This window comes from Moorella sp. E306M, assembly GCF_006538385.1.
Taxonomy (GTDB): Bacteria; Bacillota; DSM-521; order Neomoorellales; family Neomoorellaceae; genus Neomoorella.
The window spans coordinates 1-15,181 of the sequence record NZ_BJKO01000001.1 but is presented as its reverse complement, the minus strand read 5'-3'; the positions used below and the strand labels follow the sequence as shown (position 1 = coordinate 15,181).

The following is a 15,181-nucleotide window of genomic DNA, read 5'->3' as shown; positions in this document are numbered from 1 at the left end:
GGTAGCGATTATGGAGGACAAACAGGCAATTTGGGGTGGGCTGGCTGCCGGTTACTTCTTTTGCGCCGCCTTCGGGGCCATGGTTTTTGCCGTCATCGCTTTCCTGGATATTATAACCTCGCCCCTTGCTGGTGAGGTAAGTGGCCCCGGCAGTTTCCTGGGCCTGGCTGCTGTCGGCTTGGGCGGCCTGTTGTTACTTGCGGAATTGGGTAACAAAAAGCGCTTTCTATTAGTATTCAGCCGTATGCAGTCAATCATGACCAAAGGGGCCATATTTTTAGCCTGCTTCATAGTTGTGGCAGCGATATATACCAGCTTTTGGTTTGATATCTTTCCCTGGGCCGGAGAAAATGTTGGGCGGCGGCTTATCGGGTTCCTGGGCATTATTTTTGCCGTGGCCCTGGTAATTTACCCGGGTCTAGAGCTGGGCGAAGCCCGGGGCCGCTCCTTCTGGAACGGCAGCGCCCTGGTACCCCTGTGGCTGGCGGCAGCCCTTACTTCCGGTTTGGCTGGCGTAATCCTGGTGGCGGCGGTGAACGGAGTGTCACCGGCACCAACTATTGCTGTACTGGATAAAATCCTTCTGGCCTTGATCATCACCCAGATAATCTTAATCGCGACTTATATCCTGGGGATGCGCCAGTCGGCGCCGGAGGAAGCCCGCCGGTCGACGGCAATGCTCCTCACCGGCAAGTTGAAAAATATTTTCTGGTGGGGGATTGTTATTTGTGGTCACCTCATCCCTTGCCTCCTTTACTTCGGTGGCAGCGGCGCTGGTATCCTGGCGGTAAAATCATTGTTTGTTCTGGCAGGGGAAGTCTGCCTGCGAGTTGCATTTCTCCAGGCCGGCGTCCGGGTAAGCCTTCCGGGTGAAGATAACGAGTGGTATCAGGAAGAGGAAATAGCCATCCTGGCCGCACGCCTGGAGCAGACATGGCAGGAAAGGGCGGCCTGGCTCAATGGCAAATAATTTGCGGGCCCGGGCGGAAGTGACCCTGGCCAGGCCCGAAGACGGCCCGGAGCTACAGGCATTATTGCAGGACTGGGGGATGGACTTGGCCGGGGAACCGGAACAACACGCTGTGATAAAGGTGGATGGAAAAATTTTTGCGGGCGGGAAAATAACCTGGTTGGGTGAAGATTCCTTTCACCTTGAAATGCTGGCCGTGAGGAGAGAAGCCAGGGGCCAGGGATTAGGAGGAATGTTGCTCTTGGAGTTAATAAAAAAGCCCTGGGCCTACTGTCGCAGTGTGCTGAATGGGAAGTTTAGTACTTATCGCGTGACGAGTATTGCCAGGGGGGAAGCGGCAGGGTTTTACCGCCAGTACGGCTTTCGCCATTGTCTTTTTTCCGACCTGGCAAAAGCATACCAGGAGCAGTGCAACGGTTGCCCGGAGAGAGAAGCTTGCCGGCCGGTGCCCATGATTTATATACAGGAGGTTAGTTGATTGCGCCAGGCAGTAATTGTCTTCACCAAAGTTCCCAGGATAGGTGATATTAAGACCCGCCTGACAAAGGAAAAAGGAGGGATTTTAACAACCGAAGAAGCGAAAATTCTCTATGAGGCCTGTCTCCTTGATGTTATCGAAGTTGCCATGGCGGCCTGCGAGGATGAGGGGGCAGAACTCTGGATCTGTCATGATGCCATCGGCGACGGCGCCTACCTCCAATCCCTCCTTAAAGGTCTGCCCCATCCGGAAAAGGTAAAGGGTGTCTTTGCCGACAGGGGTGGCTCCTTCGATGACTGCATGCAGTTTGCCGCCGATTATATACTCAAACCGCGAGAGGGAACAAGAAAAGCCGATAGCGTTATTATCATCGGCGGGGATTTGCCGACGCTGCAACCGGCTACCCTGAAAAAAGCTTTTACCGCTTTAGCCAGGTTCAGTCAAAGTGAGGCCGGACGGGAAGTAGTGCTGCAGGCCGGTAACCCTTCAACCCCGGCCATTGGGGCGGCCCTTGTCGAGGCACCCTGCCAGGAGGGGGGATTTTCCCTGGTAGGCTATACCTGGGCTACACCCTTTGATTTTTACGGCGTATTTTACAACAGCGACGGCATTACGGCCCTGGATATGCTGGTTAATAAAGCGGTGGCAAAAAAGATACCTTTTACCGTCCTGGAAATGGTTCCCGATGTAGATATCCCCATCGATTTAGCAAGCATCATTCCCGTACTGCGTTCCCTGGAACTTGCCGCTGCAACTGATGCTGACGTGATGGTGCCCCGCCGTACCCTGGCAGTCCTGAGGGAGCTGGGTCTTGAAGCCACCGCCCTGCCGCCGGAGCGATAGCTGATTACTTGGTGATTGGGCGCATTTAACTAAAAAGGTAAATTATGGTTAATTAACCCAACCCGGAAAGGGTGAATGACTTGAACGTTGCCAGAGGGGTCGCCGACAGCGGCGCTGGGCCTCGCCGGGAACTAGCAGAAAAATGTACCGCCTGCGGTCAATGTGCCGCTTCATGCCTGCTACTGGAGGAGATTGGCGAAGCCCCCCTTGATATAGCTTGCCGGGGAGCAACGGTAGAGGAGGCTTTTTCTTGCAGTCTTTGCGAATTATGTACCGCTGTTTGCCCCATTGGTCTTTCCCCGGCGGGCATGTTTGCTGCTAAACGCGTTGAAGCAATAGCCGGCGGTGAGTTCCCTATTGACGACTATCGCTACCTTTACCCGGATCGGGAGCTAAATATCTGCAAACTATACCGCGAAAAGTGCAACATTCATTACCAGGAGTTGCCCGTCGATCAAGAAGGCGAGGTAGCCTTTTTCCCGGGATGCACCATGATTACTTATGGTCCGGACTTAACCAGGGCTGCCTTTCACCACCTGGCGGAGCTCTGGCCCCGCGTGACGTTTTTAACCGACTGCTGTGGCAAACCCCTTTACCAGATGGGTTTAAAGGAGCGCGGGGAAAACTTTACCGCCTTTCTTAAAGATAAACTGAAAAAACTGGGGGTAAGGCTGTTAGTAACCGCCTGCCCCAACTGTTTTTACGAACTGCGTAACCGGCTGGCGCCGGAAGGCATTGAGGTCAGGACTATCTACGAGAACTGGGGACCCGGGGCGGCCGGTAAAGGATTAATTACCATTCATGATTCCTGTCCTGACCGCCATGAAGGCATCTTCGCCCGACAGGTACGTAAGGCCTTGAGGAATAGCGGCTACCAGCTAGTAGAGATGGAACACCACGGGCCGAACACCTTCTGTTGCGGCAGCGGCGGTCAGATCAGCCACTTTCGTCCCGACCTGGCAATGGCCCTGACCGACCGCCGCCTGGAAGAAGCAAGCGATACCGGAGCCGGGATCCTGGCGGGCTACTGCTTAAGCTGCGTTCTTAATTTCGCGCGGGCTGCCAGCGGGTTCAGGGTGCGCCATGTCCTCGATATATTGCTCGGCCAGGAAGAGGATTATAGTGAAATTAAAAAAAGGGCAAAGGCCCTTTTTAGCGGGCCCGAAGGCGAAGAAAACTGGCGGCGGTTAATGGCAGAATAACTGTCGTAGTCAAGGGAGAGAAACCTGTGGATAACCAGCAACTGGTACGCATTTATAAAGACATATTAGCCCTGCGCTGGGAGCCGGTAGCAGTGCGGCTACTGCGTCCCGGTGAGACTGTACCCGCAGAGGTGGCAGAACCTACGGCAACGTTGCGGCATTGCCAGTCGATTATTGCTGCCCGGCGGGGTTATAGCCTGTATATGCCGCCGCGCCGGCACGCCTGCCCCGACGGGGCGGCCATTATGGGCCTTATACCTATGCCGCCCAAGCTGCAATCGGGGGAACTTTACCTTTTGTTTAAAAAGCTACCTACCCTGGAATGTGCTCGCAAGATGATTGCCGCCCGGCCTTGCTTCCCGGCTGGCAGCTACGAGGCCACCCTGGTAGCGCCGCTAAGTAAAGCCAGCTTTGAAGCCGACGTGGTAATCTTTACACTGTGGCCGGAGCAGGCCATGTGGCTTTGTATGGCCCAATCGTATAACAGCGGGGAACGTCATATTTTTAAAACCTCGGGTTATAACTCTACCTGTGCCGATCTTACCGTCCAGCCCATGCAGACAGGAAAAATGAATATTTCCTTCGGCTGTTATGGCAGCCGTGCTGCCAGTGACATTGATGACTTTGAGCTTTATCTGTCCCTCCCGGCTGCACAGCTTGAGATTGTGGCCCGTTCATTGCAAAAACTGGCACAGAAAAGCATACCTGAAGCGCGGCATAAAATCTATATGCCGCCTATATTGGATAAAGCAGGCGTCCCAAAGAAGAATACCAGGGATTTGCCGGCGGTTCAAATCAACATCGATACTGCCAATTGTTCGGGAGACGGTCTCTGTGCCGACTTTTGCCCCTATGGCGTGCTCGTCATGGAAGAACAGGACGGCCGCCCGGTACCAGTTGTGAAAAACCCCGAGCAATGTACTGCCTGCTACACCTGTGTAGGCCAGTGTCCTGCAGGGGTTATCCAGGTTTTACAGCAGGTGCCGTAGGAACGGCCCCTTTCAACACATCAAAAGTTACAAGATAGGACAGGAGTTTTGCGCTGTGGTATAGAAAAAGTTATTATTCCGATTACGAGTTTCCGGAGGTTTTACGGGGGTATGGCAAGAGTGGAAATGAAGCTGCTGGGTACGAGCGCCGGACCGGGTGTCCCGGCTTTCTTTTGCGAGTGTGCCGCTTGCCAGGAAGCCAGGGCCGACGTTGCGGCAGCCCGGACGCGGAGCACGGCTTTGCTCACCATAGGGAACAAGCGGGTTTTGATAGACGCCTCGCCCGATCTCAGGGTACAACTATGCCGGGAGGGTGTGCTGGACATTGACAGTGTATTCCTGACCCATTGGCACTACGACCATTTTGCCGGATTGGGGGAGCTGGAGTACTACCTGAGATTAAAAGAGAAAGACCGCCGCTTGCCCATCTACCTGCCGCCCGGCTACCTGGGGGAGTTCACCTCCCGTTTCCATCGCCTGACCGAACTTGTGGATCTAAGGGAGTGGAACTATGAACACTCTTATGATTTAGACGGGGCGAGCCTGACTCCTTTGCGGGCCAACCATGGTATTGAAACAGCGGGTTTTCTTATTGTGGCGGGTAAGAAGCTGGCTTATTTTCCCGATACCTCCTGGCTGCCGGATGAGACGCTGGCCAAGGTGAAAGGGGTAGATTATCTCGTGTGCGATGCTACCTTTTATGGAGATAACTGGTATCCCGATACGCATATGACGGTAGACGGGGCTATAGAATTGGGGAAAAGCGTGGGTGCCGGGCAAACTATTCTTACGCACCTTTCCATGCACTACAGCTCCCCGGTGACGGTGGAACGGTTAAATAAAGAGCTGGCCGGGACGGACGGGGTCCGGGCCGGTTATGATGGGCTGAGCATGGGATTGTAGCGGTGATAGTCGTTTAAAGCTATAGTAGGGTGGTGCCGAAGGGGGGAAGTCTATAGTCTAGAAGTCTATAGCCCGGTAAAGGTGTTGAGGACGGAAAGACCGTGGTTGCAATGAGACTGCAAGTAGGCTGCAAGTGCTTTTTAAGGGTAACAACTTATTCCGTCCGACCGACCGGGCGGTGTAACGAGAGGAGGTTGAGTTAGTTTGATACGGAGGGAAATTGTTTACCTTGTGGACAAGGCGAAATCGGGGGAGTTTCTCGACAGGGAAGAGATGGCAGCCCTTTTTGATATAGCTCCGTTTACGGCCGAGTCTGCTTATATCCAACATGCCGCGAGAGAAATCAGCTCGAAGGTCAGCAGCAATACGGCGGAAGTGCACGCTCACGTCGGCATTAACGTGGGGCCTTGCGTTCGGAACTGTAAATGGTGTTCCTTTGCTGCTGTCAATAAGGTCTTTGCCCAAGCTGGTGTGATGCCCATAGAGGAGATAGTGAGACGATGTCGAAAAATGGAACAAAATGGAGCCAACGCCATCTATCTCGTCGCCACGGGGACCTTCCCTTTTGGACGGTTGCTGGAGATAATTCAAGAAGTTCGCCGCAACCTGAGCCCTGATACGGTACTGATCGGCAACATCGATGATTTTACGCTCAAAGAGGCGTACGCCCTCCGGGATGCCGGCCTCAACGGGGTATATCATGCCGTTCGTTTGAGAGAAGGTATTGAATCCTCTATTCCTGTAGAAAAAAGGCTGGCCACCATGCGCGCGGCCCGTGAAGCCGGCCTGGCCCTCGGTACGTGTGTGGAACCGGTAGGGCCCGAGCATACGACCGGAGAATTGGTGGAAGCAACTATCATCGCCCGGGAATGCGGTGCCGTATATAGCGGCTGCATGCGCCGGATTGCCGTACCCGACACCGAAGTGGGGAAACGCGGGATGATCAATGAAGCCCGGCAGGCGCATATTTTGGCTGCCATTCGTTTATCTACCCAGCACGAAATGATAGGCATGTGCTGGCATGAACCAAGTGTAGCGGGCCCTCTGGCGGGTGTCAACATCATGTGGGCAGAAACCGGATCCAGCCCGCGGGACACTCACGAGGATTGCGAAAGAACGCGCGGGCGCACGGTAGCCGAAGTGCGAAGGATTTATTGGGAAGCCGGGTGGAAGGTTTTGGACGGCCCTTCACTGATTTGGAAGTCGGGAGCCGGTAAGCTGCAAAGAAAGGTGGTATGATCAGGCATGATGCGGGGGAAGAGAACTGCTTGGTCGCTGCTACTTGTGGTGGTTTTGCTTTCACTGCTGGGTACCGGATGCACAAACCAATCCCCGAAGCCGGCGGAAGATGCCGCTCTAAAGGCCGTGCGGCTGGGCATCGTGCCGCTGCCGCATTACGCCCATATATGGATAGCGAAGAAAAAGGGATATATCGACGAAGAGCTGCTTAAAGCAGGCTACAAGTTGGACTGGCAGCCCTTAAATTTGGGTCCGGTGGTAAGCGAGGCTTTTGCCGCCGGACATTTGGATGTGGGCGTGATGGGGGATTTTCCGGCCTTTATTGGGCGCGCGGCCGGTACGGATTATCAAATTGTATCTATTGCCTCCACGGCGCCCAAAGCCCTGGCCGTAGCGGTCGGAAAGGATGCCGGTATCAGGAGTATCACCGACCTGAAGGGCAAGAAAGTTGGTACAACGCGCGGCGCTTATGGTACCAAACTGCTCTCCTTGCTCTTGGATAAGAACGGCATGACTATGAATGATATCCAGTTTGTCAACCTAACGATGGACGATCTGGCTGTAGCCCTCGTCCGGGGAGATGTGGACGCCGGAGTAATGTGGGACCCCTTGCTGACCCGGATGGAGGACGCGGGGGAGATACGCGTTATTGCCGACGGAACGGGTGTTTATCAGGGAACGGCGGTCGTCGTAGCTGCCACGAAATTTACCAACCAGAACCCGATGGCCGTGGAAGCGCTGAAAGCGGCGTTCGCCAGGGGAGCGCAGTTTATCCGGGACAATCCCGAGGAGGCTATCCAACTTCTTACCGAAGATTTGAAAATACCCCCGGCCCAACTTGAGAAAATCGTACGCAAGTTCAATTACGACGGTACCATTACCGATAGTCTGGTCGCTGAACTGAAGGACACAGAGGTATTCTTGCGAAAAACGGGCCTGATCAAAAATCCGGTGGATATGGAGACGTTCCTGTGCAAATAAGCGCCCGGCCGCACGGTGCGAGGATCAGTCAGGCATGGACAGGCGCCGGCGGCCTGCCGTGGGCAGCAATTTAAAAGGACCATGGGGCTTGTGGAAGGGAGAGGCGTTATGGAAACCGTGTTGAGGCGGAGTTTTAAAGAATACCGGCTCCCGACAGTGCTGAACACCGCAGGGAAAAAATGGTTTGCCCCTGTCCTGCTGTTATTGATGTGGCATTGGATAACTACCGGCGGGCGTGTCAAACCTATTTTGCTGCCTTCTCCGGAAAGTGTTCTTTGGGCGCTGGTCGAGACGTTGAATAGCGGTGAACTGGCACACCATTTGGGAGCAAGCCTGGTTCGTGTGCTGGAAGGTTTTGCCCTGGCAGCTTTTCTAGGCATTGGCCTGGGTATGGCGTTGGGCCTGTCGCCGTTATTGAGCCAGATGACCGAGGGGATCATTCAGTTGCTGCGGCCGATTCCACCTATCGCATGGCTGCCTTTGGCTATCCTCTGGTTCGGCATAGAAGAGGGTTCAAAAGTTTTCATTATCACCTTGGGGGCGTTTTTCCCTATTTTCCTCAACGTCTTGCAGGGCATAAGGCAGACTAACGAAAAAGTGGTGGAGGTAGCGCGGGTATTTAAAGTTCCCCGGTCAAAATTCATCCGTAAAGTGATAGTGCCGGGATCCATGCCTTTTATCGTGGCCGGATTGCGTATCGGTTTGGGCTACGCCTGGATGTGCGTAGTTGCCGCGGAATTGTCCGGGGGAATGAGCGGTATCGGCTATATGCTTATGGATTCCCGGGCTCTGGCTCAGACGGACCGGGTTCTGGTAGGCATGCTGGCCATCGGCGTGGTGGGGAAAACTATGGATTATGTCTTGCAGCGGCTGGAAAGGAAGATCATCAGGTGGCGGAGCTTTTACAACGGCACCTAGGCTCCAGGGGAACTCCACTCCTGATCCTCCGCAACGTGTCCAAAAAGTACGGGAATAGCGGGCAAGAGTTGATGGCGCTGCAGGACCTTTCTTTTAGCGTTTTCCCCCGGGAGTTCCTATGTATTTTGGGGCCCAGCGGGTGCGGTAAGACTACCCTGCTAAGAATAATTGCCGGCCTGGAGCCCGACTATCAAGGAACGGTTACCCTGGAGGGAGAACCGATCAGCGGGCCTGGCCTGGAGCGGGGCGTGGTATTTCAGGAGCACCGTTTGTTACCCTGGCTGACCGTAACCGAGAATCTGGAGTTAGCTTTGCATAAAAGCAACAATGGCGGTAAACGGGAGCTAATTCGGAGCTATGTGCAGCTGGTAGGATTAAGCGGTTTTGAAGACGCCTACCCGTCCCAGCTTTCCGGCGGCATGGCCCAGCGCGTGGCCATAGCCCGGGCCTTAATCAACAAGCCCAAACTTTTGCTTATGGATGAGCCTTTCGGCGCTCTGGACGCTCTAACAAGGTTAAGGATGCAGCAGGAGATACTCAGGATCTGGGAAAAAGAAAAAACCACCGTATTGCTGGTTACCCACGACATTGAGGAAGCCGTCTATCTAGGGGATAAGATAATCGTACTTTCGCAGCGTCCGGGAACCATTAAAAGAATAGTAGAGGTAAACATACCTAGACCTCGAAATCGCTCGGAGCCGCGGTTTTTGCAGGTGCGCCGGCAGATATACGACGAGCTGGTGGAGAAGTAAAGTAAATCCGGCCCTTCGCTTTGTGATTTTTTCCTATAATTTACCCAGGGTTAACCATGCCTTTTGCGCCCAGGCGGGGTCGGCCAGCAGGGCACGGCCGATGCCAACCAGATCCGCCCGCCTTTGCCGGATAACCATATCGGCAAATTGAGGCGTTCTAATACCTCCCGTCACCATAACCGGCACCCTGGCCACCGGCTTGATAGCATCGGCCAGGTAAAGGAAGAAACCTTCCGGTCCTTGTTTGATATAACCCCCGATGCCCCCCGAAAGATCGAGAGCGTCAATGCCGGCTGCTTCCAGTATGGGGACAGCCCGGCGGCTTTCGTCAAGATTAAGGCCGCCTGCCAGGCGGTCGTCGGCTCCCAGGCGGTAAAAAACGGGATATTCGGGACCCGTTGCTTCCCGGACGGCGTGGATAACCTCCAAGGGGAAGCGCAGGCGATTTTCCAGGGAACCACCGTAAGCATCACGGCGGCGGTTGGTGAGGGGTGAAAGAAACTGGTTCAAAAGATAGCCATGGGCGCCGTGGATTTCTACCAGGTCAAAGCCGGCTTTCTTGGCCCTGGTGGCAGCCAGGGCAAATTTTTCAGTTAACTCTTTAATCTCCTTAACTGTTAGTTCATGGGGGCGTTCTTCAAAGGGGCTATATAATTCTTCAGCTTTTCCAGGCCCATCTTCTTGATTCTGGGACAATTGCCGGGAACGGCGTGGTAGAAATGGGAGAGGTATGCCTGAAGGGGCCACGGCATTTTCCAGGACTCTCGCACCCGCATGGTTGATTTGAATACCGGCAATCGCACCTTCGGAGCGGATCTTAGCTGCCAGCTTAGTAAGGCCGGGTAAGAGACGGTCATGGTAAATACCTAGTTGTTTGGGATGGGCCTGGCCTTCCTCGCTAATATAAGCATGTTCTACAATGATGAGGCCTACACCGGCGCGGGTGTTCGCCCCGGCAAACTTTTGTCCAGCGTCATAGGTGCTGCCACCATGATAAGCCCTGGCCCGGAGGGTGTAGTGTTCAAGCATTTCCGGGGTTATCTCGCCCTCGGAAGCAGCGATGCCGAGGGCCATGGGGGGCATGACTATACGGTTGGGTAAGATAAGGTCTTTGACTTTCACTGGGAAAAATAAATGAATATTAGTCATTGGTACATCCTCTCCAAGATTAACAAAGGCATTATTGGTTTATCTATAACAAAAAAATCAATATTTTTTCTTCGGTATATAGCCTTATTTTCCTGCCCTGTAATCAATTAAGTTTAATCAGCAACCCTAAACTACCAAGACCACTTTAAGTGGTCTTATTTGATGCAAAAATAATTTTCAAGTGTAATCGCCCCCTATCTGAATTCCTTGAAAATCCCTTAAAGCGGGAGATGCGCGTAAAGACAAGTTACGAAAAGATTAGGGATGCTGGTCGGAGAAGGAGGAAAATGTTATATGGTTGTAGAACCTATAGTGGCACGGTGAGACAAGGGATAAAGTATTGCGGTAGAAAATACTGTTGAAATGTGAAATAAGGGTGATGGTTACGCCGGTGGTAGAAATTTTAGTGTTCTTTTTTTTATCGGCAGCCGGATTCCTAGCGGGATTTGTCGATTCGGTCGTTGGCGGTGGGGGGTTGATTTCTATTCCGGCCCTTTTGCTTTGCGGTGTGTCACCCAGTGTGGTTTTAGGAACGAACAAACTCGCCGGGACCATGGCTACCTTAACCAGTACCATTTCCTTTGCCGCTTCCGATAAGGTAAACTTCTCGCTGATTAAATATCTTTTCCCCTTTTCTCTGCTGGGAGCGACCTTGGGCGCCCATATGGTTAAATATATTCCCTCCCAGATTTTAAAACCGCTAATAATTGTGCTGCTCATTTGTGTAAGCATTTATACCTTACGCAAGAAAGATTGGGGTTCTATTTCCACCTATGCCGGCAGAAACAAAAAAAATATTTGGCTGGGTGCTGCTGTGGCGGCTGGGCTAGGTTTTTATGATGGTTTTTTTGGCCCCGGAACGGGGTCATTTTTAATCTTTGCTTTTCTTCAGTTCGGTTTTGATTTTGTGGTTGCCGCAGGTAATGCCAAAGTCTTAAATTTTGCCAGCAACATAGCTTCCCTGGCCACTTTTATACTAATGGGCGCTGTAAATTATAGTTATGGTATAACCATGGGGATTACCATGGTTATTGGAGCGTTGCTCGGTTCCCGGTTGGCAATCACTAAAGGGACGGCCTTTGTCCGTTTGATGTTTATCGCCATAACCTTGCTTTTAGTAGGTAAGCAGGTCTGGGATTTATTGCATTAATGTAAAATGCTCCCGCGGTAATACTGGGGAGCATTTATTAAAATATAGAAACTCTTTTATTGGTGGGGAATTTGCGGCTGTTCAAAGGACGGCGGCTGCGGGTTGTGGAGGGAGGAACCCACATAATCGCCGGGTGTGGACAGGTTGAAGGCGAGGCGGGCATCCTTGTCCACCCCCCAGTCCCGGGTAGAGCCTGTGCCCCTAATTTTTTGGAAACAATCCCGGAACATGGTGTTGTGGGCCTCTTCCCTGTTTAACAGGAAATCAATCATCTGACGTACATAGCGGTCGGCGATTTGCCGGTGCAGGTATTCATACACAACCTTGGCCCGCTGTTCGGCGGCGATGTTGGAAAGCAGGTCGGCGGGCAGGTCACCGGTAGCTTCGATGTATGACGCGGTCCACACTTGGCCGGAGGCGTTGCTGTAAAAGGGATTGAGACCGGTTGTTACATGGGCCTGAACATTGCCGATGGTGGCGTTCATGGCCTGGGGTTCATGGCCATTCAAGAGGTTGACCGCAGTACAAACCATTTCCAGGTGACTGAGCTCTTCGGCGGCTATATCGAGGAAAATATCCCTGATAGCCGGGTCGTGAATACGAAAGCTTTGGGCCAGGTATTGCAGCCCTGCCTTCAATTCGCCGTGGGGACCTCCGATTTGCTCCTGCAAAAGAGCCGCATAGTTCGGATTAGGGCGTTCTACACGTACCATTTCCAGGAGCTTTTTGTCGTGTTTAAACATTGTATTCCTCCTTCTTGTTTTTATTATTACTCGAGGAGCTTTAAATTATTATTAACAGATAGGCAGGATAAAAGGGAAAGTAGGCGAATAAAGAAAATAAAAGCTTGAAAAATGTTAAAATTGGAGGAGTACCGGTGGGAAAGTTGAAAGCGGGTTTATGGTTGACGATCTTGATAATTTTAGGCATGTTTTTCATTACCGGTGTTGGAGGAGAAAAAACTGATGCGGGAACCAGGGTGAAAACGAGCCAAAATGACGAAAACATACCTCCTGCACCCCAAGAAAAAGAAGAACAACGGAAAGAAGACACCACAAACAATGTACCGCCTGTAGCAACGGTAGGTAATAACAACGCAAGTAATAAAACCAATAATACCAATTCCAAGGTTTTTGTACCGCCAGCGCGCGGCTACTGGATCGAGGTTAGTACAGATGAGCAAAAAACAAGGATATATTACGATGGAAATTTAATAAAAGAATGGGATGTATCTACCGGAACGGAGGACAAGCCCACTCCTATCGGCGTTTTTAAAATACAAAACCGCGGTGAGTGGTTTTTTAGCGAAAAGTATCAGCAAGGAGGACGATGGTGGGTATCCTTTAAAGATTGGGGCGTTTACCTTTTCCACAGCGTGCCCATGGACAGGGAAAAGAGGGTGATTGTTGAGGAAGCGGCCCGCCTGGGAACGCCCGCCTCCCATGGGTGTGTAAGGCTGGCTACCGAAAATGCCAAATGGATTTATGATAATATCCCGCAAGGAACTCCGGTATATATACATTAAAATCGGTACTGTCCGTTCGGACGGTTACTGGCTCGCCTGGAGGGGAGTACATACGCTTTCTTTGACACATCGCCGTAATAGCTGCACGGACAGGGGTTTATGCTGCCGATTAAAAGAAAATTGGAGGTTAGTAGCAGTTACCAACAGATTAATAAATAATGACAAAACATAACAAAAAGCTTACCATAAAGTTATGGAAATATTTACCATCAGCAAAGCGGCAAAGAAACTGGGCGTCCATCCCAACAGCCTGCGCAACTGGGAAAAGCGGGGCTTAATCAAGCCTGTCCGTTTGCCTGGAGGCCAGCGCCGGTACTCCATGGATGAACTCAATAAGCTTCTACAGTCCGGCCAATTGACTGGCGGACGCGAGGCAGTCGTGCTGTACGCCCGGGTGTCCACCAAAAAGCAGGCCGACGCCGGCAACCTGGAACGGCAGATGGGGCGGCTGCGCCATTATGCTGGAGAACACGGGTTTACCATCAGGCGGAATTTGCGGACGTGGCCAGCGGATTGAACCAGAAGCGCCGTGGCCTGGCCAACGTACTCAAGTTAGCCGAGCAGGGTGAGTATAAGAAACTTATTATCGAGTACCCCGACCGACTGGCCCGTTTCGGTTACGGGTATATCGAGCGTCACTTAAGGTATTGCGGGGTAGAAATAATCACCATCGCGGAAAAAGAGCCGGAAGACGCGCAAAGCGAACTGGTGAAGGATTTGCTGTCTATAGTCACGTCATTTTCAGCCCGGCTGTACGGGGCTAGGGGCGGCAAAAAAGTGAGGCAAGGGTTTCGGGAACTAATCGCAGGAGTGGAGCTGGATGAAGAAACAGCGAAAGAACAAAAAGAGAATGATTGAACTTAATGGCGACATCAAGTATACCATCTGCGGCGAGTGGTTTCCGGAAGTTTACCCTGCTTTTCGGTCTAAGAAATGGAGCCGGGGAGATGAAGATCCGCTGGATACTGAGATGCGGCTTTTCTGCGCCTGCGAGCGCTGGGCCTTCAACCGGCTTATGGAAGGCCGTTCCCGGGAAGAACTCAAACAAGAAGGCCAGCGGGTATGCGGCTTAAACTCCCGCTACTGCGACGACGCCATACTGAAAGCGAGGGCTGTCATAGAATCGCAAAAGGAACTCCTGGCGTTAGAAATCGAGGAAACAGAAGCCAAACTCGCCCGGGCTAAAAAGAAACTCCGCTGGGCTGAAAAAGATCTGGACAAAGCGATTAAGGTTAATGATCCTGCAAAAATAGAAAAAGCCAAACGGGCATTCCACGGCCGTAAGGCCCGGGTCCAAAAGCTTGCCGCTAAACTGGTCGAACTCCAGAAGCATGAAGCTGACGGCACTATTCCCAAGGTAGTTTTTGGGGGACGTTCTTTATGGCGGCAGGTCTGCCGGGGCAAGGCCAGCCGGGAAGAATGGCGCCACACCCGGCAGAACCGGTTATACGCCCGGGGCGACGAAACTAAAGGCGGCAACCCCAACATGAAGGTAGCTTACCAGGAGGGGAGATTTACCCTGGCAGTCACTATTTCCCATCTATCCGAGCAGAAAGGTACTGACAGCAAAGGAAGGCCCATAATGACCAGGGCACCGCGGGTGGAAGGAGAGCTCTGGCTGCCGGAAAAACACCGGCTCAAGGTATGGGGGTTGCTTCTTTCCGGCGCACCCTATAACGTTGAATTAATTAGAGGCCGGGATGGCCGGTACAGGGTCCATATCGCCTTCACCATGACGGCGCCTGAATTGGCGACCGACCCCAACCGCGGCTACCTTGGGATAGACACCAACCCAGATGGGGTAGCTCTGGCTAACGTTAATTATTTTGGCCAGCCCGAGCCCTGGCCGGAAGGCTTCACTGTTCCTTATCCCAAAGCCTTGCACAAATTTGCCGGAGAGTTTCAGACGATAGTACACCCGAACGGTTTCCTTTACCTCAAGATACCGGAACTGGCTTACAGCCGCAGTTTTAGACGTACTTACCTCATCGGCGTTCTGGCCCAGGTAGTGGTGAACATCGCCAAAGTTTTAGGCAAATCTATCGCTATAGAAGACCTGGGCTTCGGCAAAGACCGGCTGGA

17 protein-coding genes are annotated in these 15,181 nt (G+C 52.6%); 15 read left to right on the top strand and 2 right to left on the bottom strand.

The features are described 5' to 3' along the window. Positions 1-10: 10 nt before the first annotated feature. From nrfD to FLZ89_RS00035, 10 genes are all read left to right on the top strand, one after another. Positions 11-970, top strand: a complete 960-nt coding sequence (nrfD, locus tag FLZ89_RS00080) for an NrfD/PsrC family molybdoenzyme membrane anchor subunit (RefSeq protein ID WP_141304060.1) — start codon at positions 11-13, stop codon at positions 968-970. Beyond that, positions 960-1,448, top strand: a complete 489-nt coding sequence (locus FLZ89_RS00075) for a GNAT family N-acetyltransferase (protein ID WP_141304059.1) — start codon at positions 960-962, stop codon at positions 1,446-1,448. Before nrfD ends, FLZ89_RS00075 begins: the two co-directional genes overlap by 11 nt. Then, positions 1,449-2,291 carry a TIGR04282 family arsenosugar biosynthesis glycosyltransferase gene (locus FLZ89_RS00070; protein ID WP_141304058.1) on the top strand — a complete coding sequence of 281 codons (843 nt, stop codon included), beginning with the start codon at positions 1,449-1,451 and terminating at the stop codon, positions 2,289-2,291. It begins immediately after the preceding gene. An 80-nt stretch (positions 2,292-2,371) separates the two neighbouring features. Next, positions 2,372-3,493 (top strand): (Fe-S)-binding protein, encoded by a 1,122-nt coding sequence (locus FLZ89_RS00065; protein WP_141304057.1) that lies wholly within the window; start codon positions 2,372-2,374, stop codon positions 3,491-3,493. Between the two features lie 26 nt (positions 3,494-3,519). Further along, positions 3,520-4,482 (top strand): DUF169 domain-containing protein, encoded by a 963-nt coding sequence (locus tag FLZ89_RS00060; RefSeq protein WP_141264310.1) that lies wholly within the window; start codon positions 3,520-3,522, stop codon positions 4,480-4,482. Positions 4,483-4,593: 111 nt separating this feature from the next. Next, the gene (locus FLZ89_RS00055) at positions 4,594-5,385 is read left to right on the top strand and encodes an MBL fold metallo-hydrolase (RefSeq protein ID WP_141264311.1); all 792 of its coding nucleotides are present in this window, start codon (positions 4,594-4,596) and stop codon (positions 5,383-5,385) included. 204 nt (positions 5,386-5,589) lie between these two features. Further along, on the top strand, positions 5,590-6,624 hold the full coding sequence (locus FLZ89_RS00050; RefSeq protein WP_141304056.1) for a radical SAM protein: 1,035 nt from the start codon (positions 5,590-5,592) through the stop codon (positions 6,622-6,624). Between the two features lie 6 nt (positions 6,625-6,630). After that, complete coding sequence (locus FLZ89_RS00045) at positions 6,631-7,605, top strand: aliphatic sulfonate ABC transporter substrate-binding protein (RefSeq protein WP_141264313.1); 975 nt, start codon at positions 6,631-6,633, stop codon at positions 7,603-7,605. Positions 7,606-7,713: 108 nt separating this feature from the next. Continuing rightward, the gene (locus FLZ89_RS00040; RefSeq protein WP_141264314.1) at positions 7,714-8,523 is read left to right on the top strand and encodes an ABC transporter permease; all 810 of its coding nucleotides are present in this window, start codon (positions 7,714-7,716) and stop codon (positions 8,521-8,523) included. Between the two features lie 71 nt (positions 8,524-8,594). Continuing rightward, on the top strand, positions 8,595-9,275 hold the full coding sequence (locus FLZ89_RS00035; RefSeq protein ID WP_141264315.1) for an ABC transporter ATP-binding protein: 681 nt from the start codon (positions 8,595-8,597) through the stop codon (positions 9,273-9,275). A gap of 33 nt (positions 9,276-9,308) precedes the next feature. On the opposite strand, the gene FLZ89_RS00030 is transcribed toward FLZ89_RS00035, so the two are convergent. Next, positions 9,309-10,424 carry an NADH:flavin oxidoreductase gene (locus FLZ89_RS00030; RefSeq protein WP_141304055.1) on the bottom strand — a complete coding sequence of 372 codons (1,116 nt, stop codon included), beginning with the start codon at positions 10,422-10,424 and terminating at the stop codon, positions 9,309-9,311. A 379-nt stretch (positions 10,425-10,803) separates the two neighbouring features. On the opposite strand from FLZ89_RS00030, the gene FLZ89_RS00025 reads away from it, so the two are divergent. Beyond that, complete coding sequence (locus FLZ89_RS00025; protein ID WP_141265213.1) at positions 10,804-11,574, top strand: TSUP family transporter; 771 nt, start codon at positions 10,804-10,806, stop codon at positions 11,572-11,574. A gap of 56 nt (positions 11,575-11,630) precedes the next feature. Here the strand turns inward: FLZ89_RS00025 and FLZ89_RS00020 are convergent, their stop codons facing one another. Next, positions 11,631-12,317: a manganese catalase family protein gene (locus FLZ89_RS00020; RefSeq protein WP_141264317.1), complete on the bottom strand. Its 687-nt coding sequence runs from the start codon at positions 12,315-12,317 to the stop codon at positions 11,631-11,633. Positions 12,318-12,451: 134 nt separating this feature from the next. Here FLZ89_RS00020 and FLZ89_RS00015 point away from each other — a divergent pair, with 134 nt between their 5' ends. From FLZ89_RS00015 to FLZ89_RS00005, 4 genes are all read left to right on the top strand, one after another. Beyond that, entirely contained in the window at positions 12,452-13,099 is a 648-nt protein-coding gene (locus FLZ89_RS00015; RefSeq protein WP_211292864.1) for a L,D-transpeptidase, read from the top strand. A 193-nt stretch (positions 13,100-13,292) separates the two neighbouring features. Further along, positions 13,293-13,616, top strand: a complete 324-nt coding sequence (locus tag FLZ89_RS16450; RefSeq protein ID WP_373995598.1) for a recombinase family protein — start codon at positions 13,293-13,295, stop codon at positions 13,614-13,616. After that, a complete protein-coding gene (locus FLZ89_RS16445) occupies positions 13,601-13,957 on the top strand; it encodes a recombinase family protein (protein WP_373995597.1) in 357 nt (118 codons plus the stop codon). Before FLZ89_RS16450 ends, FLZ89_RS16445 begins: the two co-directional genes overlap by 16 nt. After that, positions 13,920-15,181: transposase (locus FLZ89_RS00005; protein ID WP_141304054.1), on the top strand; the 1,262-nt coding region annotated here is incomplete at its 3' end. The genes FLZ89_RS16445 and FLZ89_RS00005, both read left to right, overlap by 38 nt.

Excerpts from the sequence above, each read along its gene's own strand:
- nrfD (WP_141304060.1), top strand. The coding sequence starts at position 11 with ATGGAGGACAAACAGGCAATTTGGGGTGGGCTGGCTGCCGGTTACTTC.
- FLZ89_RS00075 (WP_141304059.1), top strand. The coding sequence starts at position 960 with ATGGCAAATAATTTGCGGGCCCGGGCGGAAGTGACCCTGGCCAGGCCC.
- FLZ89_RS00055 (WP_141264311.1), top strand. The coding sequence starts at position 4,594 with ATGGCAAGAGTGGAAATGAAGCTGCTGGGTACGAGCGCCGGACCGGGT.
- FLZ89_RS00045 (WP_141264313.1), top strand. The coding sequence starts at position 6,631 with ATGATGCGGGGGAAGAGAACTGCTTGGTCGCTGCTACTTGTGGTGGTT.
- FLZ89_RS00040 (WP_141264314.1), top strand. The coding sequence starts at position 7,714 with ATGGAAACCGTGTTGAGGCGGAGTTTTAAAGAATACCGGCTCCCGACA.
- FLZ89_RS00035 (WP_141264315.1), top strand. The coding sequence starts at position 8,595 with ATGGCGCTGCAGGACCTTTCTTTTAGCGTTTTCCCCCGGGAGTTCCTA.
- FLZ89_RS00030 (WP_141304055.1), bottom strand. The coding sequence starts at position 10,424 with ATGACTAATATTCATTTATTTTTCCCAGTGAAAGTCAAAGACCTTATC.
- FLZ89_RS00025 (WP_141265213.1), top strand. The coding sequence starts at position 10,804 with ATGGTTACGCCGGTGGTAGAAATTTTAGTGTTCTTTTTTTTATCGGCA.
- FLZ89_RS00020 (WP_141264317.1), bottom strand. The coding sequence starts at position 12,317 with ATGTTTAAACACGACAAAAAGCTCCTGGAAATGGTACGTGTAGAACGC.
- FLZ89_RS16450 (WP_373995598.1), top strand. The coding sequence starts at position 13,293 with ATGGAAATATTTACCATCAGCAAAGCGGCAAAGAAACTGGGCGTCCAT.